The sequence below is a fragment of the Anaerostipes hadrus ATCC 29173 = JCM 17467 genome (assembly GCF_030296915.1).
Lineage (GTDB): Bacteria > Bacillota > Clostridia > Lachnospirales > Lachnospiraceae > Anaerostipes > Anaerostipes hadrus.
In genome coordinates this window covers 2392808-2418256 of the sequence record NZ_AP028031.1, presented here as the reverse complement: position 1 = coordinate 2418256, position 25449 = coordinate 2392808, and the positions used below count along the sequence as shown (strand labels likewise).

Sequence of the window (25449 nt, the reverse complement as noted above, 5' to 3'; positions counted from 1 at the left end):
GGAACTTGGAGATGAAATTTTTTAGAAAATATGCTCTGGTACTTCCACCAGCAGCATTGTTATATGGGATTTTCGTATGGAACATGAAATATCCGGTGGATGAACTGGTAGAGATAATGGATAATCTTATCAATGGCTGGCTTTTGATTACAGTTTTATTTGCAGCATTATCAGCAGGAATTGTATATCAGTTGCAGCAAAATAAGAAACAGCAATATATTTACAGCTTTCCATGGACAAAGAAAGATATTTACCAAAAGAGTCTTACAAAACTGCATATATCACTTTTATTCGCGGAGATCATCTATGGAATTTTCTTTGCAATGAAGATCGTAACGATTCCGAATGCGGAATCAATCACGAATGTGATCATATGCACATTATGGAATGCAGTAATGTGTTTTGCATTTTGTGCACTCATACAGATTTCATTGATCGTGACAGCATATATCTGGCAAGGGCTTATCATAGCAGTCGCTACATTTTATGTGATATTGCCGATGATCCTTCAGAATCTGGCATTTTTACTCCAGTTGCTGTTTAAGGTAAGATCTTCTAGATTTGCGATACTCGAGTGGGTTATTTATGGAAGATTCGGCAGAACATTTTTATATCCATTAAATTATCAGCTAGATGCGAATATCTTGGATAGCAATCCAATCTGGAAAGCACAATATGTAAATTCTGCTATTATCTGTATTGCCGTTTTATTTGCAGCAGGAGTCTTTGGTATCTGGTTTGCAAAACGACAGTTTATCAAGCAGGAGCAGGCACAGAACCGAATGTTAACAAGGTTATCAGGGATGCAGAATAAAGTCATTACGACGATAGTGATCACGATCCTATGTTTTAATGCATTAAGTAATCATGAGATATATGTTCATATATTTAAGTATGACAAGACACTTCGAACCATAATTTATGGATTGATCGCATGGGGAAAAGAATTTATGTCTTCATCAGACAGTTATAAACTGATCATACAGAAATTAAATGCAGTACATTGGCTTATATATTTGGTAGTAATATTAGTGATCACATATTTTGCTGTATCGATCATTCAGACAATAAGGAGGAAATGTTATGAGAGGGCTTGTTAATCATGAAAAACGAAATCTGCTAGCCATAACATTAGTGTATACCATAGTGATATGTTTTATATTACAATATGTGATCGCAAACGATATTTCAGGAACTGCAGATCAGATCAATAATTTTTATGGAGGAAGTTATAATGATTATGGCAATCTGTTTTTAGGAACATTAGATCAATACTATGAAATGTTTATTATCGTTCTTATGATACCGATTAGTTTTGTAGCGGTAATACAGTATCGGGAAAGCAGTACATCAAAATGTGGTGAATTTCTAATGCAGCTTCCGATCAAGAGAGGTCAGATTTTCTTGACAAGGACGATCACAGGAATGATGACATATACGATTCCATGGCTTTTCCTTTCATTCGGAATGATCATGATGAGAACAAAGGCACAGTCATGGTATGAGATGAATCTATCCGTATGTAAGAACGGAGCAGTACTTCTTGGAAATGATAACATTATACATTTGTGTGCGTATCTTCTATTTATATGGGTATCACTGACACTCATCTATGCCATTGCCATATTTTTTCAGAATATCTGCAAAAGACCATGGATCGCAGGAGCGATCGGAATCGGAGCAATGTTATTTCCAAATTTTATGGATTATATGATGCCCAAAGTATTATCATTCCCAGATACAATATATCATGGCTGGTGGATGGCTACATTTTTTGAAAATGGACCGATCACAAAACAGTTTATATGGGATAAAGGTGTGAACCAGCTGGTAACGATGGCTTCGTTTGATCATTTTGCACAGATCCTTCTGATTCAGATCGTATTGATCGCGGTATTTTTTGGAGTTGCATTTTATGTATTTCAAAAGTCAGATATGGCAAAGAGGAATAATTTTATGTATTTTCCATGGATGGAGCATCTGTTTGTATGGATCTTTCCATTCTGTGTTTCACTATTCATTGTAGTGACAGGGTTCAAGATTCAGTCATACACAGGCGGCATTCTGGCAGCAGTGATCGCAACGATCATATATTATATAGTAGAAAAGCGTAAGAAAAGGAGGGCAGTATAATGTATTATTCAACTGCAACTGGTTATATTATCATATTATCACCACTGATCCTTCTAGCTTTATTGGCAACGATCGGAATCGTGCTTTATCGTCATCCGTCAAAATTACAGAGAAAATGGTATAGCATATCATTTAAGAAAAGAAAAAGAGTCAAACAAATAGCGATCTTTCTTGGATTTTGTATAGCAGCAGGACTATTTATCTATCCTTTGACAAGCAAAAAACAGTTCGTATCAACGATCAGTCTGTCAGCAAATGAAAACAATTTTATCACAGAAGATAAGATCAATCAGATTTCAGAAGACAGAAGAGAAATAAAAAATGAGCAATGGCTGAAAAAATTTTATAAGATGATGAAATCAGACGATGAAAGTTCGACTCTTTTAGATGACAGTGGAAGTTATGAAGTATGGAAAACGAGTATCCTGGAAGATAAAACAGGTGAGTATGAGCTGCGTTTAAGAGCAGAAGACACCGTTCTTCATAGATTATCAATACAGCAACCGGATGAAGATATTGATTCTGACGGAGATTTCGACCGTTATGATACCGACGGATTTTATGATATCATTCAAAGACCAGACAATACATTTGAAGAAAATTATCAAAAGCTTACAGATTCAGAAAAACAAGAGATTCAGAATCTTAATTGGAATTACAAAGACGGTCTTTTGTATGCAACAAATGAAAATCATAAGAGATGTATCAATGGAACATCCCAGTATTATATGAAAAACTCCAAATTGATCAATACGATGGAGAATTCAGGATACAAAGGAATCAAAAAATGGATGGAACAATGCGAAAAAGATACAGCAGGGATTAAAGTAAAAGCTGGAGATAAAACATACTTGTTCCATAATACAGACAAATGGCATACATTCAAGAAAAATGGATTAACATGTCTGTATAATTACAAACGTTTTATCATTCGATTTGATTTTAACAAAGTGATTGGGCTTAGGAGTAATCTATCTGACCTTCCACAAAGTGGCAGAGAAATGTGGACAGCTATATCGGATCATAGTGGATCAGCTGCGAATGAAGTTATTCTTCGTTCTTATAATGATGAAGAATTATATGCAAGGAAAAATGTTCAGATCTTTTTGCAAGATCACAAGATCAAACAGATGTTGATCTACTGGGATGAAACAGAGGCATTCAAAGGATTCACAAAAGAAGAAAAGATATTCTTAAAAGGCTGTTTCGAAAAAATGGGTATCTCATCCAAGGATGCACAAGAATGGTTAAATACATTTATGATCAAGAAAACGCCACAGAGCGGTAAGTTAGGAAGCTGGACATACAGCAAAGGAAATAGTAAAAATCAGGTAATATCATTGATCAATCATAATGAAAATAATAATTATGTAAATTTTTACAAAAAAAGTAAAGGAAATAATTGACAAATACAAAATGATATGGTAAATTATGGGTAGAAAGTGCTTACAGCACAAACTCCCCTTAATAAACAGTTCGAGAACTACGGTTTTCCTGCGATTGTTCATCGCCCATACCCCATAGAATCTCGAAAGAATTGTATTTTAGATTATCATCATCAACAATCATTTTATATTTATCTGCAATCCTCTATCTAAGTTGTGATGTGAGCACTTTCGATTTTTAAAATATGAAAATAAGGATTCCTATGATTCTATGATATAGAAACATAAGAATCCTTTTCATTATTTTTAACAAATCACAATGACAAATCAAAAATAATATGATATGATATTATTTTGAATGGGATAATATAAGAAAGTAGTAGAAATTCACATATAGGAGGAAGAAACATGCCAGTAAAGTATGTATTTGTTACAGGAGGAGTTGTATCTGGATTAGGTAAAGGAATCACAGCAGCTTCTCTGGGACGATTACTAAAAGCCAGAGGCTATCATGTCACAAGCCAGAAGTTTGATCCGTATATCAACATTGACCCAGGAACAATGAACCCAATCCAGCACGGAGAAGTTTTCGTAACAGATGACGGAGCAGAGACTGACTTAGACCTTGGACATTATGAAAGATTTATCGATGAAGGACTGAATAAGAAATCAAACGTTACAACAGGTAAAGTATATTGGAGTATCTTATCCAAAGAACGTCGTGGAGATTATGGTGGTAACACAGTACAGGTAATCCCACACGTAACAAACGAGATCAAGAGCCGTTTTTACAGAAGTGAAGATCCAAGCGATCAGGAAGTAGCGATCATTGAGATCGGAGGAACTGTAGGAGATATCGAAAGCCAGCCATTCTTAGAAGCATTAAGACAGTTCCAGCATGAAGTAGGACATGAAAACTGTATTTTAATTCATGTAACATTAATTCCATACTTAAAGAGTTCAGGAGAATTAAAGACAAAACCAACACAGGCAAGTGTCAAAGACTTACAGGGAATGGGAATCCAGCCAGATATCCTTGTCTGCCGTTCTGATTATCCATTAGATGACGGAATCAAGAGAAAGATCGCACAGTTCTGTAACGTTGAACGTTCAAGAGTTATTCAGAACTTAGATGCAGAAGTATTATACGAAGTACCTTTGATGATGGAGAAAGAACATTTGGCACATGAAGTATGTGAATGTCTGAACATGCCATGCCCAGATCCAGATCTTGATGACTGGAAGAAGATGATCGATGCATGGAAACATCCAGAACATAAAGTAGAGATCGCATTAGTTGGTAAATACGTATCTTTACATGATGCTTACATCAGTGTCGTAGAATCCTTAGAGCATGCTGGAGTCGCAAATTCAGCAGATGTGAAGATCCGCTGGGTAGATTCAGAGAGAATCAGCTCTTACAATGTCGATGAGATGTTAGGTGGAGTTCACGGAATCTTAGTTCCAGGTGGATTCGGAGATCGTGGAATCGAAGGAATGATCTGTGCGATCAAATACGCAAGAGAGAACAAGATCCCATATCTTGGACTGTGCTTAGGAATGCAGCTTACATTAGTAGAATTCGGAAGACATGTCTTAGGATTCTCTGATGCACACAGTCAGGAATTTAATCCAGACACAACACATCCAATGGTTCATATCATGCCAGATCAGGATGGAGTCACAGATCTTGGTGGAACATTACGTTTAGGATCTTACCCATGTGTATTAACAGAAGGATCCAAAGCATATGAATTATATGGAGAGAAAGAGATTCACGAAAGACATCGTCATAGATATGAAGTAAATAACGAATATCGTGACATCCTTCAGGAGAATGGAATGATGTTATCCGGATGCTCACCAGACGGAAGAATCGTAGAGATGGTAGAGATTCCAGAACATCCATGGTTTGTGGCAACACAGGCACATCCTGAGTTTAAATCAAGACCTAATAAAGCACATCCATTATTTAAAGGATTTGTAGAAGCAGCCTTAGAACATCAAGGTAAATAACACAAAAAGTTAATATAACATCATCAAAAAGATTCTGAGATAGATTGATATTTCAGAATCTTTTTTTACATATTATTTACGATTCAATGCAATTAGAATTTACATATATATGATAGAATCCTTTAAGAGTCAGAAAGATATGAAAAGACAAAGGTATCAGGAGGTATATATGAGATCTAATTGGAGAAAACAAATGATGATCAGTGCATTAGCATTGACACTTTCTGCAACAAATGTAGCACCAGTATTTGCAAGTGCCGCTCCAGATGGCAAGACAAATGCAGCAGACATTGCACAGACAATGGGAACAACGGCACAGTGGAATCGTTGGGAGAAAGAATGGGAAACTTTAAAAAATGACTGGACACAAATTTCATTATCACCAGGAAGCAATGCAACGGAGTTGAATTTTGCATGGTATACACCAAAGAAGACAAATGATAGTAATTCAAATGCAGCGGTACAGGCAAAAGTACAGGCAATTTCTCCAGAACAGGCAAATAGTAATGTTCCAAAACTGATCATTGGTGAAGGCCGTAATATGAAAAATGCCAAGGTGTATGAGGCAGAACAAACAGCGGTAAAAGATGAACAGGATAACAATGGGGAAACTTATAATTCTAATAAAGTAACAGCAACAGGATTAAAAGAAAATAAAACATATTATTATAGTTACGACAATGGAAATGGGTATACAAAGCCAGCTTCGTACACGACAAAATCTACAAACAATTTCTCATTTGCATTTGTAGGTGACCCACAGATCGGATCTTCAAATGAATTAAAGGGAAAAGATACGAAAGAATTTTACGATGCACAGTCAAATGCAGTAAAGAGTGATGCATTTAACTGGTCTTCTACGTTAAACGCAGCATTAGAAAAGACAGATGATCAGTTAAGTTTTGTTGTATCCGCAGGTGACCAGATTCAGACAACAAAGAAAAAGTTACCAAACAAAGATGCATCAAAAAGTGAAATTGAGTATACAGGATATTTAAGTCCAGAAGCATTAAAATCACTTCCAGTGGCAACGACAGTCGGTAACCATGATGCAGATAATGCAAACTATACATACCATTTTAACAGAACAAATGCAAGTGAACTTGGAAGTAATAAGGTAGTCGGTGGAGATTATTATTTCAAATATGGAAATGCATTATTTATCATGTTAAATACACAGGATACAAATGTAGCAGAACATAAACAGTTTATTGAGCAGACAGTTGCAGCGAATAAAGACTGCAAATGGAGAATCGTAACACTGCATCAGGATATTTATGGATCAGCAGAACATTCTAATGAGCCAGAGATCACAAATTTAAGATATCAGTTAACACCGATTTTCGAACAAAATGATATTGATGCTGTATTAACAGGTCATGATCATGCTTATTCAAGATCTAAAATGTTATTAGGTGGAACAAAAGCGAATGATTATACAGATGACGAATTTGATGCAGAATTAGAGAAAGATATGGATGCGGGTGAAAATCCAACGACAAAAACAGTGGCACCAGGAAATATTAAAAATGACAGCACAGATGAAAAAGATCAGAAATATTTAGCATATCTTAAAAGTATCATGGATGAAAAAGCAATTGAGACCGTCAAAAAACAGGGAAGCTCTGTAATCAATCCAGAAGGTGTCCTTTATATGACAGCAGGTTCTTCTTCAGGAAGTAAATATTATGATCTGGTACCAAGACAGCAGACATATATTGCACACCGTTGGCAGGAAGATGTCCCAACATATTCAGTTGTTGATGTAACAGAAAATAGTTTAACGATCAATACATATCGTACAGATAATGATGAAAAGATTGATGAAACATTTTCTATCACAAAGAGCAAAGGAGATACGACATCACTTAATGCAGAAATTAAAGCATCTGAAAGCATTGTAAAGCAAAAAGATGCATATACAACGGAAAGCTATAGAGTCTTTGAACAGGCACTTACAGGAGCCAAAGAAGTTGCAGCAGACAAAAAAGCAACAAAAGATGAAGTTGAAAATGCATTAAAAGTTCTGACAAATGCAAAAGCAGGATTAGAAAAGAAAGCAACAACAAAACCAGTAACAGTAAAGAAAACAACAGCAGAGAAGAAAGTTGTAGTAGCAAAAGCATCTGCAAAATTAAAATCTGGCAAAAAGAAAGTAACAGTTAAGATCAAAAAAGCATCTGTATCTGGATATCAGATTAAATATGCATCAAACAAGAACTTTAAAAAAGCAAAGACAAGAAATACAAGAAAAACAATTTATACGATCAAGTCATTAAGATCAAAGAAAAAATGTTATGTAAAGGTTCGTGCATACAAAGTAGTTAAAGGTAAGAAAATCTACGGTTCTTACAGTAAAGTTCTGAAAGTGACTGTGAAATAACAATGAAACAAAAACAGATGAAAGGAGTGTGTCTGCTGATCGCAGGCATTCTCTTTCTTCTGCTGTTTTTTTCTTTTTCTGGAATTGAGAAGACAAAACTTCTAGATACAGATGGAAGAAATTTTGAAAAAGCAGAAGTAACAAACGTGATCTCTGGAAACTTATCAAATAGTGGAAGTGGAAAACAAACCGTAGAATTAAAACTTCTCTCAGGGGATCATAAAGGAAAAATAATACAGGCAACAAGCTCTCAAAGTTATTTATTTGGTGCAAAATGTAAAAAAGGAATGAAAGTCATAGCGATCATTAATGAATCGAAAGGAGAGTTGCTGGCGTCTGTATATAGTGTAAACAGAGGACCTATGGTATGGCTGATGGCAGCAGTGTTTGTAGCAATCGTGGTTGCAGTCGGTGGAAGAAAAGGAATTTCATCAATATTAAGCTTGGTATTTACAATGCTTTGTATCTTTTTTATTTTTCTTCCGATGATCTACAAAGGAATATCCCCGATACTGGCGGCTGTATTAGTGGTCGCATTTACAACAGTTGTGACGATGTGTATGGTTGATGGAATTACGAAGAAATCAGTAGCCGCGATGCTTGGAACGATCATAGGTGTGGTATTTTCTGGAGCATTTGCATTGATCTTTGGACAAGTGACATCGATTACCGGATATAATGTGTCTGATATAGAGAATCTGGTCTATGTCGGAGAAATGACAGACATAAAAATTGGTGAATTGTTATTTGCAGGAATCTTGATCGCATCATTAGGTGCAGTCATGGACGTTGGAATGTCAATCGCTTCTACACTCAATGAATTAAAAGAACAAAATCCACAGATGATGTTAAAAGAACTGTTTCAATCAGGAATGAATGTCGGAAGAGATATGATGGGAACAATGACCAATACACTGATTCTTGCATTTACAGGTGGATCGATCAACACATTAGTATTTATCTTTGCATACAATTACGAATATCAACAGGTGATCAATATGTATTCCGTAGGGATTGAGATCATGCAGGGATTATCATCAAGTCTCGGAGTTATCATGGCAGTTCCAGTGACCTCCTGGATCGCAGCATTTTTATATAGTAAAAATCAAAAATAAAGAAAAGACTCCATAACAATTCAGATCTTTATGAATTCGCAGACAGAAGTTTGAGAATATGTTATAATGAAAAAGATTAATTAAATTTAACAAGACATAAATATTTGACTAAGTTTAGGAGGCGAAGGTTATGAAAGTTAAAGGAGTCAGACTTTATGGAGTCAAAGATATACGTTTGGAAGAATTTGAGATCCCTGAGATAGCTGAAGATGAGATTCTCTTGAAGATAGAATGTAACGGAATTGCAGTATCAACTTTAAAAGAGATCACATTGGCACAGAGACATTTAAGAGTACCAAAGAATATTAAAAAGAATCCTGTACTGATCGGACATGAATTTTCTGGAATGATAGCAAAAGTCGGAACAAGATGGAAAGAGGATTATCAGGAAGGAAAACAATTTGTATTAGTACCAGAGATTCCTCACCAGATCGAATCACCAGGATATTCTTACCCTTATTTTGGAGGTGCAGCAACATACTGTATCATACCAGCAGATGTAATTGAGAAAGGATGTTTGTTGCAATATGAAGCAGATTCATTCTATGAACTTGCACAGGCTCAGGCTTTATATAGTATAGTGGGAAGTTTTCATTCAAACTATCACAGTAAAGAGGGAACCCACGATCATATATCTGGAATTAAAGAAGGTGGGAATACCATCATCCTTGGAGGAGCCGGTCCCATGGGACTAATGGCAATCCGTTATGTCCTTGGAATGAAGAAAAAGCCAAGAAGACTCGTGATCACAGATACGAATCAAGAGCGTTTGGAAAAAGTAAGGAAAATGATACCGATGCAGGAAGGAACCAGGCATGGAATAGAGCTTTATTATATCAATCCATCGATTTTTACAGATTCCGTTCCAGTGTTACTGGCAATAACCAATGAAAAAGGATACGATGATGTGTTTGTCTATGCACCACCCAAATGTGTAGCTGAAATAGGGAATCGTATTATGGCAATGGATGGCTGCATGAATATTTATGCATCAACAGCAGATAAAAATTATCGTGCTGGAATGAATATATACGGAAGCCATTATTTAAAAACTAAACTGATCGGTTCATCTGGAGGACTTCGTTCAGACCTGATCGAAGCTTTAGACCTGATCACAACAGGCAAGATCAATCCAGCAGTTGGAATCACACACATTGGAGGAATCAATGCGATTGTCGATACAACATTATATTTAAATAAGATACCAGGATCAAAGAAGATTACATACCCACAGATCAACCTGCCATTGACAGCAATAGAGGACTTTGGGAAATTAGCTGAGAAAGATCCAGTCTTTGGAGAATTAGATGAATCCTGTAAACGACATGGTGGATTGTGGAATCCAGAAGCAGAGAAGATACTGCTTGATCATTTTAAAAAATTTTAATTTGTAAGTTGGCCAACTGTAGATTTTGAGTATATGATAAAAAATAAATAAACGATCGGAAGAGCAGCTAGAGAATTTTACTCACGTTTTTTACAGATCGCTGATCCGCCGGCTTTCCTTGCGAACTCGCCTTCAAGGGTATTCAAGACAGAAACTCTTTGAGGCTCAGACAACGCACCAAGCCGGCTGCGAATCCGTAAAAAACGTGGCAAAATTCTAATGCTGCTCTTCCGATCGTTTATTTATTTTTTATCATATACCAGAAGTCTAAAGTGTGGACAATTACAAGATTGAAAAATTTAAGTGGGTGTGTATGTTAAACGTTATTGGTTTTCAATTTTTGTAGTGGTAGACAGATGTTTATTATATTCTAAAACATCTCGTCAAATCGGTGCTGTAGAAGCCCTTTTACCTTCTGTTAATAAACACAAAAATCATTAACCAATACCATATAACATACACACTGTATAGTGGTTTGAATCACGTAAATTATTTGAATATTATAAAAAGAGATCATGTGTCAGCAACCGTACGGACACGTCTGCACTTAGCGAGTGGATGGTCGTTAGACCATTCAGGAGCTTAGTACAGCTACGTGGGAGTCCGAACGCGAGTGGGTTGCAGACACATGATCTCTTTTTATAATATTCCACCAATAATTTCCGTCTTCAAACGACAAATCACAATTTCATTGCACGTATAGAGTTTATTACGCATAGCATTGCGACTCCGCTATCTGCGAACACAGCCATCCACATATTTGCGAATCCAAGCAGTCCAAGGATCATTACTAATGCCTTGATCGCCAATGCAAATACAACATTCTGCCAAGCGATCTTACAAGCTTTTTTGCCGATAGAGATTGCCTGTGGAATTGCTTCAACGTTTGAGGTCATGAATACAACATCTGCTGCTTCGATTGCAGCATCAGCACCGCTTCCCATGGCAGCACCGCAATCAGCACCAGCTAATACAGGGGCATCGTTGATACCGTCACCAACAAACATAACAGCTCCATGTTTGCTTCTCTGTTCCTGAAGTTTGGCAAGTTTTTCATCAGGAAGAAGTCTTGAGTAAACTTCGTTAATTCCAGTTTCTTTTGCAATCGCATTTGCAGTTGTTTCGGAATCTCCAGTTAACATAACCGTGTGAAGATTCTGTGCTTTTAAGGAAGCAATGGCGGATTTCGCATCGTCTTTTAATGTATCTGCAATAACGATTGCACCAATTAACACACCATCTTTTGCAAGAAAAACTTCAGTTCCATAAGAAGTTGTGTTTGGATAGTCTCCAGTTACATGATACTGAGCCATCAATTTTTTATTGCCAGCTAAGATTTCTGAGTTATCAATTGTGATAACAGAACCATGTCCAGCGATTTCTTTTGCGTTTTCAGGTGTTTTATAAGTTACATTTTCATCTTTGGCAGCTTCCATGATACTCTTTCCGATTGGATGAGTAGAAGATTCTTCGCAGGAAGCAGCAAGTGATAATATTTCATGTCTGGTTGCATTTCCGAGAGGGATCACATCCTGAACTTTGAAGTTTCCTTTTGTGATCGTTCCAGTCTTATCCATGACAACAGAAGTAATATCTTTTAATGTTTCAAGTGCAGCTCCGCCTTTAAATAAGATACCGATCTTAGATCCAGCCCCGATTCCAGAGAAGAATGCAAGAGGTACACTTAATACAAGGGCACAAGGACAGCTGATTACAAGGAAAGTTAAAGCTGTGTATATCCAGTGTGTCCAGTTTCCTGTCACTAAAGAAGGAATGATCGCAGTTGCAAGGGCAAGAAGTACGACAAATGGAGTATATACACGAGAAAAACGTGTGATAAAACGATCCATCTTTGGTTTGCTTGCGGCTGCATTTTCTACGGAATCCATGATTCTTGTGACCATAGATTCTTCCAGTACTTTTTCTACCTTGATCTTGATAACACCAGAAGTATTTAAACATCCAGAAGTTACATCTGTTCCGACAGAGGCAGAAACAGGAATGGGTTCTCCGGTAACAGGAGAAGTATCGATCATCGTTTCCCCATCTGTGATGATACCATCTAATGGAATACGGTCACCAGGACGTACTAATAAGATATCTCCGATTTCAGCTTCTTCGGCATCAATTACAGTGACATCTCCATGATCATCAACAAGGTTGACAACTTCAGGTCGCATATCAATGACATCCATGATCTGGGAACGGCTTCGTTCCACAGCTTTTTCTTCAAATAATTCACCAATACGATAAAACATCATAACACCGACCGCTTCCGCAAATTCTCCGACGCCGAAAGCACCGATCGTTGCGATACTCATTAAGAAGTTTTCATCAAAAACCTGACCTTTAGAGATATTTTTAAGAGCGGTCCATACGATCTTAATTCCTAAGATTAAATATGCAAGGATAAAACATACCATACTGTATACAGGCTTGGAAGATTCCAATGCTTTTCCGGCAATAAATAAAACGATACCAGCACCAAGTTCCCAGAATTCTCTGTTATCTTCAGAATTCTCTTTGGCTTTTTTCGCTTCTTTTTGTGCACGGACAGTATTTTCACGGACAACGACTTTGACATCTGGTTCGATGGAAGTACAAATATCTTGAATCTGAGGCAATAATGTTTTGGCATTATCAGACCATACACGTAACTGCTTTGTTGCAAATGTCAGATTGACGGCTTCAACACCGGGAAGATGAGAAATCTGTTCTTCCATTTTACCTGCACAATGAGCACAGCCTAATTTCTCGACAATAAATACGGTTGCCTGACCATTTCCTTCACGATTTGCAGCAGCTGCAATTGATTCATCATCGTCATCGTCATCATCACAGCAGCCACAATCGCAGTGTTCATCATGATGGTGATGATGTTTGTGGTGTTCATGTTCTTCGTGATCGTGTTCACACCCGCAGTCGCAGTGTTCATCATGATGGTGATGATGTTCGAGGTGCTCATGTTCATTATGGTTGTGATCATATCCACAGTCACAGTGTTCATCGTGATGGTGATGATGTTCATGACTTTCATGAGAATCTTCTTCCACATGTTTTTTCCGTTTAGATGATTTTTTCGTAACTTCCGTCACAATAACATCCGGTTCAATATCCGTACAAATCTTTTGAATCTCAGGAAGCAGATCTTCACGAGAAGTTTCAACATACATTTTTTTCATAGGAAATGAAAGATTTACACTTTCAACATCAGGAAGTTTCCCGATTTTTTCTTCCATTTTACCTGCACAATGAGCACAGCCAAGATTCTCAAACTCATAAGTCTTCTTCATAAATACCCCTCCTTTCAAATACAGTCTTTAACAGATCAGATACAAGCTCTCCGTCAGCAGTGTCTGCGATCGTATAATGAACTTCTTTCCCAATTCGTCTGCTTGTGATCACACCTAATTGCTTCAGAGAGCGAAGATGATGAGACACTGCTGGTGGGCTCATCTCAATCGCTTCTGCGATATTTCTAACACAGACTTCACGGTGGTATAAAAGATACAAAATACGAAGTCTGGTACTGTCACTTAACAGACCAAATAAACTGGCAGTTTCAATGGCAAATTCTTCTGGTGGAAGAACATGTTTTAATTCTGTAACATCACATCCATGACCATGAATATCCATGGAAGCAATGTTATATTTCTCCGTTTTATCCATAGAAATCTCCTTTTTGTAAGATTAAATGATTGCTTAATTGTTTATGTTTTAAATATAATACTTTTAAATATTGATGTCAACAGAAATGAGAAAAATAGTTAATAGAAGTATTGTTTGGTGTAATATTGGAACTATACATAATAGTTTTTCCTAACTAGAAATTAAAAAAATATAGGATAATCAAAAAAAATATGATATACTAAAAACTACTTATACGAATTTATCAGATTAAAAGATCACATTTCGATAAAAGCAAAGATAAACAAAAACAGAAAAGGAAGTGTATCATGGAAGAGTTAAAGAACATCAAAGTAGCCCTCCTTGGTTCTGGAACTGTCGGAACAGGAGTATACAAACTGATCGAACGCCAGAGAGAAGAATTACCTCACAAAGTTGGTGCAGGTCTGACTGTCAGCAAAGTTCTAGTTAGAGATAAGAACAAGAAGAGAGAAGGAATTGACCCTTCTGTATTAACTGACCAGTGGGAAGATATTATCACAGATGATGAGATTCAGATCGTAGTGGAAGTTATGGGTGGAATTGAACCCGCCCGTACTTATATTACAGAAGCTCTTCAGGCAGGTAAGAATGTTGTCACAGCGAACAAAGACTTAATGGCAGTGCATGGTGGTGAATTATTAGATATCGCTTCCCATAATGGATGTGACTTATTATTTGAAGCATCTGTTGCAGGTGGAATTCCAATTATCCGTCCATTAAAACAGTGTCTGGCAGGAAACTATATTTCAGAAGCAATGGGTATTGTCAATGGAACAACAAACTTCATTCTGACAAAGATGACACACGAAGGAATGGAATTTGATGAAGCTTTGGCACTCGCAACAGAATTAGGATATGCAGAAGCAGATCCAACAGCTGATATCGAAGGATATGATGCAGGACGTAAGATGGCGATCATGGCATCCATTGCGTTTAACTCTAGAGTCACATTTGATGATGTATACACAGAAGGAATCACAAATATCACAGCAAAAGATATCAAATATGCAGAAGCAATGGGATGTACGATCAAATTGTTAGGGGTAGCAAAGAACACAGAATCTGGAATTGAAGTACGTGTTCATCCAATGCTGATTCCAAGTGATCATCCATTAGCAACTGTCAATGATTCATTTAACGCAGTTTTTGTACATGGAGATGCAGTTGATGATGCAATGTTCTATGGAAGAGGAGCAGGAGAATTCCCAACAGCAAGTGCAGTTATGGGAGATATCATTGATGTCGCACGTAATATTCAGTTCTATTGCACAGGAAGAATCCATTGTACATGCTACAAAGACCTTCCAATCAAGAAGATCACAGAGATTGAAAGCAAATATTTCATGAGATTGTTAGTTGATGACAAACCAGGAGTTCTTGCTCGAATCGCAGATACATTAGGAAAGAATCAAGTAAGTATCGCACAGGTGATTCAGAAGAACAAGGTTAATGATATGGCAGAATTAGTTGTTATCACGGATCTTGTATTGGAGCAGAACTTTGCAGATGCTTTGGTTGAGATTAAGGGAATGGAACATACTCGTGAGATTTCTACAGTAATCAGAGTGTATTAAATTTTAATTGTAGTTGGCCAACTGTAGATTTTGAGTATATGATAAAAAATAAATAAACGATCGGAAGAGCAGCTAGAGAATTTTCCTCACGTTTTTTACAAATCGCTGATTCGCCGGCTTTCCTTGCGTAACTCGCCTTCAAGGGTATTGAAAACAGGACTCTTTGGGGCTCAAACAACGCACCCAAGCCGGCTGCGAATCTGTAAAAAACGTGGCAAAATTCTAATGCTGTTCTTCCAATCGTTTATTTATTTTTTATCATATACCAGATGTCTAGAGTGTGGACAATTTAAGATTGAAAAATTCAAGTGGGTGTGTATGTAGGGCAGAATGGTGGCAAGAAGATTAATATTGAAATGCAAAATACATATCAAGAGGACTGGGCGGAACGAAGTTTGTTTTACAATTGTCGGATGTTTACAGAAGGATTAAAAACAGGACAATCCTATAGTAGTAAATTTCAATTCCATGTGATAGAATTAAGTAAAATAGAAACAACAAAAGGAAATCATTACATGGAAAAGGCGAGGGACGAGATGATTAAGATGAGCAGGGATGAAAGTGAAAGATAATCTTCTGTTAGCGAATACAAAAATGATTAGCCAATACCGTTAAATATACACACAGTGTAGTGGTTTGAATAACATAAATTATTTGAATATTATAAAAAGAAATCATGTGTTGGCAACCGTACGGACACATGATTTCTTTTTATAATATTCCACCAATAATTTCCGTCATCAAACTACAAATCACAATATATGATTCTGTATGATCAACCGAATTGACTGATACAAATAAGGCTTCAATTCATCAACTGAAACAGGCTCCCCAGTCAAAATAACATTATAGCAAGACCCTGCGACCATCTCGATGATCATATAGATCATAACTTCCGGATGATCAAATTCATGACCAGAATTCTTCAAGAGATCCATATAGATATCATAAATATTTCTCTGGGCATCATCGATCGGTTCTACCAAGGAATTCTTAAACATTCCCCAGCTTAGATGCTTTGAGATCAGTTTTAACAGAGTCGGATTAGCATTTAATGCTCCGATGACCTGGTCAACGATAAAGATCAGTTGGTCTTCAAAATGATCAATGGATTGTTTTTGAAGTTCCTGATAGGCGTGTTTAAATACTTCTGCAGATTTTTTGGCGATCAATTTATATCGGATGTCTAATTTATCTTTAAAATACAAATAAAAAGTACCCTTAGCAACGCCAGCTTCATTTACGATATCGGAGATGGAGGTCTTCTGGAATCCCTTTTCTGTAAACAGTTGGTATGCCGTATTCAAAAGGGCATCTTGTTTCTTTTTCTTATTTAATTCGACCTTTTTCATAGTAATTTCTCCTTTCATCTTCTTTAGTATAACGAAAAAATGACCAAAAGTCAAAAACTTTCAAGAAGTTTATTGACTTTTGGTCATTTTTGGTGTATACCATTATATAGATTAAAAATGACTATTCGTCATAAATGTAGATGGGAGGATGCTATGATACAATTTGCAAAGAAATTAGTACATCATCGAAAATTCATCGTCTTCCTGGCTTTCATTTTATTGATTCCATCAACCATTGGAATCGTGAAGACAAGGATCAATTATGACATCTTAAGTTACCTTCCAGACTCTTTGGAGACGGTGAAGGGGCAGGATATCATGGTAGATCAGTTTGGAGCCGGAGCCTATTCGATGATCATTGTCGAAGATATGAATCTTCATGACGTACAGAAATTAAAACAGAAACTAGAGAAAGTCAATCACGTTGATAAGATCATCTGGTATGATGACATCGCTGATCTAAGCGTTCCCAAAGAGATGCTTCCTGAGAAAGTAAGGAAAGTTTTCTTTAATAAGAACGCAACAATGATGATCGCAATGTTTAAAGAAACAACATCATCTGATAACACGATGGAAGCAGTCACACAGATGCGTAAGATTGTTGGAAAACAGTGCTTTATCAGTGGCATGTCAGGGGTAGTTACCGATATTAAGAACCTGGTTATGCAGGAGATTCCAATCTACGTAACGATCGCAGCAGTACTTTCTCTGATCGTATTATTTGTCACAATGGAATCCTTTGCAGTTGCTTTTTTATTCCTGTTAAGTATCGGAATGGCAATTCTTTATAACCTGGGAACGAATATTTTCCTAAGCGATGTGTCCTATCTTACAATGGCATTGACTGCGATCTTGCAGTTAGGAGTTACGATGGATTATTCGATCTTCCTTCTGCACAGTTATGAGAGTAATAAGATCAGATTTGAAGGTGACAAAGAACGTGCGATGGCACATGCGATTTCGAATACATTTAAGTCCATTACAGGAAGTTCCGTTACAACGGTCGCTGGATTCGCAGCACTGTGCTTTATGACATTTGCATTAGGAGCTAACTTAGGTATCGTTATGGCGAAAGGTGTTATTATCGGGGTTATCTGTTGTGTAACAGTTTTGCCATCATTGATCCTGATCTGTGATAAATTAATTGAGAAGACACACCATCGTTCACTGATGCCAGATCTTACGAATGCATCACACTTTATCACAAAACATTATAAAACAACGATTGTAGTATTTTTAATTTTGCTGTTCCCAGCAATTTATGGAAATAATCATACAGAGATTTACTATAATATTGACAAATCACTTCCACAAAGCTTACCGAGTAATGTGGCGAATAAGAAATTAAGTGACGAATTTGGAATGAGTAACATCCATATGGTCATGATCAAGAACGGCATGAGTCAGAAGGAATTAAGCAACATGCAGAAAGAGATCGATAAAGTCGACGGAGTTGAATGGTGTCTCGGAATGAACTCCGTGATCGGTTCTAGTATTCCATCCGATATGATTCCTTCTTCCATGAAAGAAATGTTGCAAAGTGATGAGTATGAGATGCAGTTTATCTGTTCAAATTACAAATCAGCAACCGAGAAAGTAAATAAACAGATTAACGAGATCAACAACATTGTGAAGAAATACAGTCCAGGTTCTATGGTCATTGGAGAAGCACCATTGATGAATGACTTGGAGACAGTAACCAATGTTGACCTTAGAAATGTAAATATCGCGTCGATCGCGGCAATCTTTGTGATCATTTTAATTGTATTTAAATCTATTTCCTTACCGGTGATCCTGGTAGCCGTGATCGAATTTGCGATCTGTGTCAATATGGCAGTTCCATATTACACGGGATTATCACTGCCGTTTGTTGCAAGTATTGTTATCGGAACGATTCAGTTAGGTGCAACCGTTGACTACGCGATCCTGATGACAAGCCGTTATCAGAAAGAGCGTATAAATGGCAAGAAGAAAATGGAAGCGATCCGTATTGCACATGAAACATCCATGCAGTCTATCATTACAAGTGGATTAAGTTTCTTCGCAGCAACGATCGGTATTGCGATTTACTCAAATATTGATATGATCAGTGCGATCTGTACCTTACTTGCACGAGGAGCTGTGATCAGTACCGTTGCCGTAATCTTTATTCTGCCGGCAATGTTTATGATATTTGATAAATTGATCTGTAAAACAACCCTCAAGATGGGTCATTTAGAATAGGAGAGCGATTGTTATGAGAAAAAGAAGATTATCGAAAGCATTAGCAATGTTTCTCGCTGCAGCTCTTACAATTCCGGCAGCAGTACCGGTAGCAGCCAGCGAGTCCACTGCAGATAAAGAAGAAACCGTATACGTAAAAACGAATGCGAATGGAGAAGAGAAAACAGTTATTGTCAGTGACTGGTTAAAGAATTTCTCAGGTGAAGCAAAGATCAAAGATGCTACGGACCTGACAGACGTTGAAAACGTTAAGGGAAATGAGACATACAAACGAGGCAAAAAGGACAGTATTACATGGAATGCCAATGGAAAAGATATTTACTATCAGGGAACAAGTGACAAAAATCTGCCAGTATCCATGAAAGTCACATACTATCTGGATGGAAAAGAAATTTCACCAAAGAAATTGGTTGGTAAATCAGGAAAAGTAAAGATTCGTTATGAATATGAAAATCATTCCGCCGTAACCAAAACGATCAATGGAAAACAGACAACAGTCTATACACCATTTACAATGATCACAGCAGCGATCTTAAATACAGATAACTTCTCTAATGTCAAAGCAACAAACGGAAAAGTTATCTCCGATGGTAACAAACATATCGTTATCGGAGTTGCAATGCCAGGATTAGCAGACAGCTTAAACCTTAAGAATACAAGTATTGGGTCAAATTTCGATATTCCAGAAGATTTCGAGATCACAGCTGATGTAGAAGACTTCCAGATGACAGTCACAGCGACAGTTGCGAATTCCGATACATTATCAGAGTTCGGTTTAGATGATGCAGGAGATTTAAGTGAATTAACAGATTCCTTAAAGGACCTTGAAAATGCGACAGATAAGTTATGTGATGGTTCTGGAGATTTAGTAAAGGGAATTGAAAAATTAGTCACAGCCTCTGGAAAATTAAAATCAGGAACAAAACAGATTGCAGTCAGTTCCAAACAGTTAGCAACAGGACTTGACAAACTGGTCAATGGATCTACAACATTAAAGAATGGAACTAGTCAGTTAGCGAAAGGAACCAGTGTTTTACCATCATCTACAGAGAAGTTAGATAATGGAGTGAGACAGATTCTCAAAGAACTGCAGAATAGTACACCAAGCGAAAGTGATCAGGCAAAATTACAGTCTAACTTACAGAGTGCACAGACAGGAATCACAAAAGAATTAATGAATATTAAGACACAGACAGAAAGTGTTGGTGTGTCAGCGAAGACGTTAGGTGCATTAGCAGAGTCTATTGGAGTATCAGCAGCAGATGTTGGAAATCAGGCAGGAGCAATTGGAGAATTTATCAAGAATAATTATAGTTCTCTTACAGATGAGCAGAAAGCACAGCTTACAACGATTGCAGGTTCTTTAAAGACAGATGCAGAAAACTTAGGCGGTTATGCACAATCCGTAGGAGGTCAGGCAAAGAATTTAGGAACCTACGCAGGATCTATCGGAACAAGCTTGCAAGAAACACAGACAGACCTTCAGATCGTATCAGGATGCTTAACCCAGATTCAAAATCTGCTAACAAAGACAAAGACATCCACAGCACAGTTAGAATCTGCATTAAAACAGATCGCGGCAGGAACCGGACAGTTAAAGACATCATCTAAGACACTGGCATCTTCCATCAAGAAATTAGATGAAGGAGCCAAGACGTTAAACAGTGGAACAAAAACAGCAGCAAATGGAGCGAAGAAGTTAAGCAAAGGTGCCAAAACACTGGATAATGGAATGGGACAGATGACAACAGGAATTGCAACTCTGAAAAATGGAGCTGTTACCTTGAACAAAGGAATGTTAACCTTTAGAAAAGACGGTATTGAGAAACTTGTCAATACGATCAATGATGATGCAAAAGAAATCTTAGACAGAGCTGATGCAGTGATGGATGAAGGAGAAAACTATCAGACATTTACGAAGAAGGCTAGTGGAACGAAGGGTAGTGTGAAGTTTATTATTGAGACGGAAGAACTTGAGAAATAAAGATTATTTGTTATAATGATATGTGGTTTAGGACAGGAGTTTAGGCTCCTGTCTTTTTTAGTTTGATATTACAATTTTCTACAAAAAAGTAATTATAAATTGTACAGTAGTAAATTTCAATTCCATGTGATAGAATTAAGTAAATTAAAAAGTACAAAAGGAAAGGCAAGGAAGCAAGAATTATATCGATGGGCAAAATTAATTTCAGCCAGTACTTGGGAAGAAGTCAGAGAAGAATCTGAAGGAAATCATTACATGGAAAAGGTGAGGGATGAAATGATTAAGATGAGTCGAGATGAGAGTGAAAGATATTTATATCTGAGAGAACAAATGGCAATCAGGGATAAGGAAAGCCAGTTGCGAAGTGCAGAGAATCGTGGAAGACGAGAAGGGGAATTATTAAAGTTAATATTACAAATACAAAAGAAAATTCAAAAAAATAAAGAGTTACATCAGATTGCAGATGAAGTAGAGGAAGAAGTGATCAAAATTCAACCAATTTACGAAGCAATCAAAGAGCATCCAGAAGCTGATAAAGAAGAGATTTATAAAATGTTAAAATAGAAAAATAAAATATGCGAATTTTCAACAAATCAAAAATTATAATCAGAAAATTCTTGACAAATAAAAAATCGACTCATATAATATAAACAAATATTTAACAAGTTAAAGTGATAAATCCGATGAACAAAAGTAAGTAGCTCATCAAACAGTCTTACAGAGAGTGACCGGTTGCTGGAAGGTCATAGATATGTGATAAGCGAATGGATTTGTGAGGAGCACAGAGAACTGTTTATGAAACTTAGTAACTGTCGCCGTTATCCCACGTTACGGGAACGAGATATAAAAGCTTTTTATTATCGAACAAAGCGGAGTATCTTAAGTGAGGAGAGATATTTTCTAAGATATTTTAACAAGAAGAGAAGATCAGAAGATATTTCTTGAATATGGGTGGCACCACGGTCTATCGTCCCTAGTAGTAGGAACGATGGGCCTTTTTTATTTCATAAATAAAAGAAAATGTACTGCTTATGCAAAACGGCCCTATCTATAAATCATAGTATACAGATATACAAACTATGAAAAAACAAAACCACGGCGATAAATTTTGATCAGGAGGCAGATATGTTATATCCGACATTAAACAAAGTTGAAGAACTATTAAAAGAATATCAGATGGTACCTGTATTTTACGAAGTACTGGCAGATTATATGACACCGATCCGTATGTTCCAGGCACTGAGAAAAGAAGGAACGCCATGTTTCATGCTTGAGAGTGTGGAAAATAAAGATCAGTGGGGAAGATATTCCTTTATCGGGATCAATCCTAAGTCAGAGATCAAGATTTCAGGAAAAGAATTAGAAGTCGATGGAGTAAAGCAGGAAGAAGAATTCAAGATGAGCTATCTAAGTAATCTGATCAAGAAATATAAATCTCCAGTTATGGAAGATTGTCCCAAATTAACTGGAGGATTGATTGGATATTTTGGATATGACATGATCCGTCAGGTGGAAAAAAAATTAACAAATGTACCAGAAGATGATCTGAAGATGCCAGAATGCCACTTATGCATGTACGATGAGATCATCGCATTCGATCATTTAGCAAACAAAGCTGTGATCATCCAGAACATCCACAAAGGTGATAATATCAAACAAAAATATGAAGAATTAGAAGATAAAGCAGAATTGATCCTTCACAAGATGGAACGTCCGGTATCACTTTCCAAAGACAGATTTACACCTGCGAAGGCAGAAGTAACATCGAATCTTACAAAAGAACAATACGAAGCGAACGTAAAGAAAGCCAAAGAATATATCAAAAACGGTGACATTTTCCAGGTGGTCTTATCCCAGAGATTTGAGGTAGAGACAGATGTTGATCCATTTGATGTCTATCGATGCTTAAGAACATCAAACCCATCTCCATACCTTTACTTCTTTGATTTCATTGACTATCAGGTGGTTGGAGCTTCACCAGAGAAGTTAGTCAGTGTCTTAAATGGAATTGTAGCAACCAAACCGATCGCAGGAACGGTTCCAAGAGGAAAGACAAAAGAAGAAGATGATATGTTGGTAAGACAGTTAGTCAATGATCCAAAGGAAAGAGCAGAACATACGATGTTAGTTGATCTTGGAAGAAATGATGTCGGAAAAGTCAGTAAGTTTGGAACTGTAGAAGTAAAAAACTTTATGACCGTTGAAAAATATTCCAAAGTTACACATTTAGTCAGTGATGTACAGGGAAAATTAAGAGATGATGAAAATCCGATCAACGCACTGATGAGTGTTCTCCCGGCAGGAACATTATCCGGAGCACCAAAAGTAAGGGCCATGGAGATCATTGATGAGCTGGAAAATAAAAAACGAGGTGTTTACGGTGGAACCGTTGGATATCTTGGATTTGATGGAAATATTGATACCTGTATTGCAATCCGGACCGTCGTATTTAAAGATGGAAAAGGATATGTGCAGGCAGGAGCAGGAATCGTTAATGACTCTGTTCCAGAGAAAGAATTTATGGAGACAAAGAATAAAGCATTAGCCGTTGTAAATGCAGTGAAGGAGGCAGCAAGGTTATGATTTTAATGATAGATAATTACGATTCATTTACCTATAACGTATATCAGTACATTGGATCTTTGTATCCACAGATTCAGGTTGTAAGAAACGATGAAATAACGATTGATGAGATCAGAAACTTACAAAATCTAGAAGCACTTGTTATCTCACCAGGACCTGGATATCCAGACAGTGCAGGGATTTCAAAAGAGGCAATTAAAACATTCGGAAAAGAAATCCCAGTCTTGGGAATCTGTCTGGGACATCAGGCGATCGGAGAAGTATATGGCGGAAAAGTCGTTCCAGCAAAAGAATTGATGCATGGAAAAATGAGTGAGATCACAATCAATAACAAGAATCCTTTATTTGAAGGATTAGAAGATAAAATATATGCAGCAAGATATCATTCACTGATCATCGACGATGAGACATTTCCAGAAGATTTAAAAGTTATCGGAAGAGATGAAAAAGGACAGATCATGGCAGTATGTCATAAAGAATATCCGGTCTATGGAATTCAGTTCCATCCAGAATCGATCTTAACTGAAATGGGAATGAGGATCTTAGAAAACTTTTTAACAAACATCGCAGGAATCAGACTTGGAGATTCTAAAAAGGAGGAAACTATGAGCGCAGTCAATCAGGAAACATTAAAACCATTTTTAACAAAGATCGTGGAAGGAAATCATTTAACAGAAGAAGAAGCTTATAAGGCCATGGACTGCATCATGTCTGGAAATGCGACAGATGCTCAGATGGGAAGTTTCCTGACGGGTCTTCGTATGAATCATGAAACACCAGAAGAGATCACAGGATTTGCCAAAGTGATGAGAGCAAAAGCAGCGATCGTGCCAGAAGAAACAGAAGCGATCGATATCGTAGGAACTGGAGGAGACCTTACAAACAGCTTTAATATTTCTACAACATCTGCATTTGTCATTGCAGCAGCAGGAGCAAAAGTTGCGAAACATGGAAATAGAAGTGTATCCTCAAAGAGTGGTGCAGCCGATGTCTTAGAGGCATTAGGAGCAAAAATCGGATTAACACCAGAAGAAAGCAAAAAATGTTTGGATGAAGTTGGAGCAGCTTTCTTATTTGCACAGACACATCACGGATCTATGAAATATGCCGGACCAGTCAGAGCACAGCTTGGGGTAAGATCTGTATTTAATATCTTAGGACCTTTAGCAAACCCAGCAATGACAAACTATATTGTTCTCGGTGTTTATGAAAAAGAGCTGGTTCGTCCGATGGCAGATGTTATGAAGAATCTTGGAGTTAAAAGAGCCCTGATCGTATATGGAGACGACGGATTAGATGAAATCTCAATCTCATCCACAACAAGTGTCTGTGAGATCGATGGAGATGAGATCAAAGGATATACGATCAATCCAGAAGAATTAGGATTAACACTTGCCAAGAAAGAAGATATTGTTGGTGGGACAGCAGATGAAAATGCGATCATTACAAAAGATATCCTAACTGGAAAAGAACAGGGAGCAAAACGAGACATCGTTTTATTAAATGCAGGAGCAGCTCTTTATACGATCAGAAAAGCAGAGACGATCAAAGATGGAGTGAAACTGGCAGCCGAGATGATCGATTCTGGAAAGGCAAATGAGAAATTAGAACAGTTTATTGCATACACAAATGTAAAATAAATGAG

Annotated in this window: 16 protein-coding genes, 1 pseudogene and 1 other annotated feature; of the genes and pseudogenes, 14 read left to right on the top strand and 3 right to left on the bottom strand. The window is 37.1% G+C overall.

Going from position 1 to position 25449, the window contains the following annotated elements:
• The first annotated feature begins 11 nt into the window (after positions 1-11).
• The 7 genes from QUE18_RS11650 (at position 12) to QUE18_RS11620 (ending at position 10419) form a co-directional block, all read left to right on the top strand.
• The gene (locus tag QUE18_RS11650) at positions 12-1100 is read left to right on the top strand and encodes a hypothetical protein (RefSeq protein ID WP_009204642.1); all 1089 of its coding nucleotides are present in this window, start codon (positions 12-14) and stop codon (positions 1098-1100) included.
• Entirely contained in the window at positions 1084-2133 is a 1050-nt protein-coding gene (locus tag QUE18_RS11645) for a hypothetical protein (protein ID WP_009204641.1), read from the top strand. The genes QUE18_RS11650 and QUE18_RS11645 overlap by 17 nt, the downstream gene beginning before the upstream one ends.
• On the top strand, positions 2133-3539 hold the full coding sequence (locus QUE18_RS11640) for a hypothetical protein (protein ID WP_009204640.1): 1407 nt from the start codon (positions 2133-2135) through the stop codon (positions 3537-3539). Before QUE18_RS11645 ends, QUE18_RS11640 begins: the two co-directional genes overlap by 1 nt.
• A gap of 387 nt (positions 3540-3926) precedes the next feature.
• Positions 3927-5534: a CTP synthase gene (locus QUE18_RS11635; protein WP_008390682.1), complete on the top strand. Its 1608-nt coding sequence runs from the start codon at positions 3927-3929 to the stop codon at positions 5532-5534.
• Between the two features lie 169 nt (positions 5535-5703).
• Positions 5704-7917, top strand: coding sequence for a purple acid phosphatase family protein (locus tag QUE18_RS11630; protein WP_040344629.1), 2214 nt, complete (start codon positions 5704-5706; stop codon positions 7915-7917).
• Between the two features lie 2 nt (positions 7918-7919).
• Positions 7920-9032 (top strand): YibE/F family protein, encoded by a 1113-nt coding sequence (locus QUE18_RS11625; protein ID WP_009204638.1) that lies wholly within the window; start codon positions 7920-7922, stop codon positions 9030-9032.
• 130 nt (positions 9033-9162) lie between these two features.
• Positions 9163-10419, top strand: a complete 1257-nt coding sequence (locus tag QUE18_RS11620; protein WP_009204637.1) for an alcohol dehydrogenase catalytic domain-containing protein — start codon at positions 9163-9165, stop codon at positions 10417-10419.
• A 680-nt stretch (positions 10420-11099) separates the two neighbouring features.
• On the opposite strand, the gene QUE18_RS11615 is transcribed toward QUE18_RS11620, so the two are convergent.
• Positions 11100-13712 (bottom strand): heavy metal translocating P-type ATPase, encoded by a 2613-nt coding sequence (locus tag QUE18_RS11615; RefSeq protein WP_009203995.1) that lies wholly within the window; start codon positions 13710-13712, stop codon positions 11100-11102.
• Positions 13696-14088, bottom strand: a complete 393-nt coding sequence (locus QUE18_RS11610; RefSeq protein WP_009203996.1) for an ArsR/SmtB family transcription factor — start codon at positions 14086-14088, stop codon at positions 13696-13698. The genes QUE18_RS11615 and QUE18_RS11610 overlap by 17 nt, the downstream gene beginning before the upstream one ends.
• A gap of 287 nt (positions 14089-14375) precedes the next feature.
• On the opposite strand from QUE18_RS11610, the gene QUE18_RS11605 reads away from it, so the two are divergent.
• Positions 14376-15662, top strand: coding sequence for a homoserine dehydrogenase (locus QUE18_RS11605; protein WP_009203997.1), 1287 nt, complete (start codon positions 14376-14378; stop codon positions 15660-15662).
• A gap of 308 nt (positions 15663-15970) precedes the next feature.
• Positions 15971-16234 carry a PD-(D/E)XK nuclease family transposase gene (locus QUE18_RS11600; RefSeq protein ID WP_009203998.1) on the top strand — a complete coding sequence of 88 codons (264 nt, stop codon included), beginning with the start codon at positions 15971-15973 and terminating at the stop codon, positions 16232-16234.
• A gap of 180 nt (positions 16235-16414) precedes the next feature.
• On the opposite strand, the gene QUE18_RS11595 is transcribed toward QUE18_RS11600, so the two are convergent.
• Positions 16415-17014, bottom strand: a complete 600-nt coding sequence (locus tag QUE18_RS11595; RefSeq protein ID WP_022091242.1) for a TetR/AcrR family transcriptional regulator — start codon at positions 17012-17014, stop codon at positions 16415-16417.
• 153 nt (positions 17015-17167) lie between these two features.
• Between QUE18_RS11595 and QUE18_RS11590 the strand changes: the two genes are divergently transcribed.
• The 5 genes and pseudogenes from QUE18_RS11590 to QUE18_RS11570 all read left to right on the top strand — a co-directional run bounded on the left by QUE18_RS11590 (position 17168) and on the right by QUE18_RS11570 (position 25444).
• Complete coding sequence (locus tag QUE18_RS11590; protein WP_040344394.1) at positions 17168-19237, top strand: efflux RND transporter permease subunit; 2070 nt, start codon at positions 17168-17170, stop codon at positions 19235-19237.
• A 13-nt stretch (positions 19238-19250) separates the two neighbouring features.
• Positions 19251-21221, top strand: a complete 1971-nt coding sequence (locus QUE18_RS11585) for a YhgE/Pip domain-containing protein (RefSeq protein ID WP_009204001.1) — start codon at positions 19251-19253, stop codon at positions 21219-21221.
• A gap of 93 nt (positions 21222-21314) precedes the next feature.
• Positions 21315-21785 (top strand): annotated as a pseudogene (locus QUE18_RS11580) (PD-(D/E)XK nuclease family transposase); the annotation flags it as partial.
• Positions 21786-21895: 110 nt separating this feature from the next.
• Positions 21896-22199, top strand: a binding site (T-box leader).
• Between the two features lie 147 nt (positions 22200-22346).
• Positions 22347-23804, top strand: coding sequence for an anthranilate synthase component I (gene trpE / locus QUE18_RS11575; protein ID WP_009204003.1), 1458 nt, complete (start codon positions 22347-22349; stop codon positions 23802-23804).
• The gene (locus QUE18_RS11570) at positions 23801-25444 is read left to right on the top strand and encodes a bifunctional anthranilate synthase component II/anthranilate phosphoribosyltransferase (protein ID WP_009204004.1); all 1644 of its coding nucleotides are present in this window, start codon (positions 23801-23803) and stop codon (positions 25442-25444) included. Before trpE ends, QUE18_RS11570 begins: the two co-directional genes overlap by 4 nt.
• Positions 25445-25449 lie beyond the last annotated feature (5 nt).

Excerpts from the sequence above, each read along its gene's own strand:
- QUE18_RS11650 (WP_009204642.1), top strand. The coding sequence starts at position 12 with ATGAAATTTTTTAGAAAATATGCTCTGGTACTTCCACCAGCAGCATTG.
- QUE18_RS11645 (WP_009204641.1), top strand. The coding sequence starts at position 1,084 with ATGAGAGGGCTTGTTAATCATGAAAAACGAAATCTGCTAGCCATAACA.
- QUE18_RS11640 (WP_009204640.1), top strand. The coding sequence starts at position 2,133 with ATGTATTATTCAACTGCAACTGGTTATATTATCATATTATCACCACTG.
- QUE18_RS11635 (WP_008390682.1), top strand. The coding sequence starts at position 3,927 with ATGCCAGTAAAGTATGTATTTGTTACAGGAGGAGTTGTATCTGGATTA.
- QUE18_RS11630 (WP_040344629.1), top strand. The coding sequence starts at position 5,704 with ATGAGATCTAATTGGAGAAAACAAATGATGATCAGTGCATTAGCATTG.
- QUE18_RS11625 (WP_009204638.1), top strand. The coding sequence starts at position 7,920 with ATGAAACAAAAACAGATGAAAGGAGTGTGTCTGCTGATCGCAGGCATT.
- QUE18_RS11620 (WP_009204637.1), top strand. The coding sequence starts at position 9,163 with ATGAAAGTTAAAGGAGTCAGACTTTATGGAGTCAAAGATATACGTTTG.
- QUE18_RS11615 (WP_009203995.1), bottom strand. The coding sequence starts at position 13,712 with ATGAAGAAGACTTATGAGTTTGAGAATCTTGGCTGTGCTCATTGTGCA.
- QUE18_RS11610 (WP_009203996.1), bottom strand. The coding sequence starts at position 14,088 with ATGGATAAAACGGAGAAATATAACATTGCTTCCATGGATATTCATGGT.
- QUE18_RS11605 (WP_009203997.1), top strand. The coding sequence starts at position 14,376 with ATGGAAGAGTTAAAGAACATCAAAGTAGCCCTCCTTGGTTCTGGAACT.
- QUE18_RS11595 (WP_022091242.1), bottom strand. The coding sequence starts at position 17,014 with ATGAAAAAGGTCGAATTAAATAAGAAAAAGAAACAAGATGCCCTTTTG.
- QUE18_RS11590 (WP_040344394.1), top strand. The coding sequence starts at position 17,168 with ATGATACAATTTGCAAAGAAATTAGTACATCATCGAAAATTCATCGTC.
- QUE18_RS11585 (WP_009204001.1), top strand. The coding sequence starts at position 19,251 with ATGAGAAAAAGAAGATTATCGAAAGCATTAGCAATGTTTCTCGCTGCA.
- trpE (WP_009204003.1), top strand. The coding sequence starts at position 22,347 with ATGTTATATCCGACATTAAACAAAGTTGAAGAACTATTAAAAGAATAT.
- QUE18_RS11570 (WP_009204004.1), top strand. The coding sequence starts at position 23,801 with ATGATTTTAATGATAGATAATTACGATTCATTTACCTATAACGTATAT.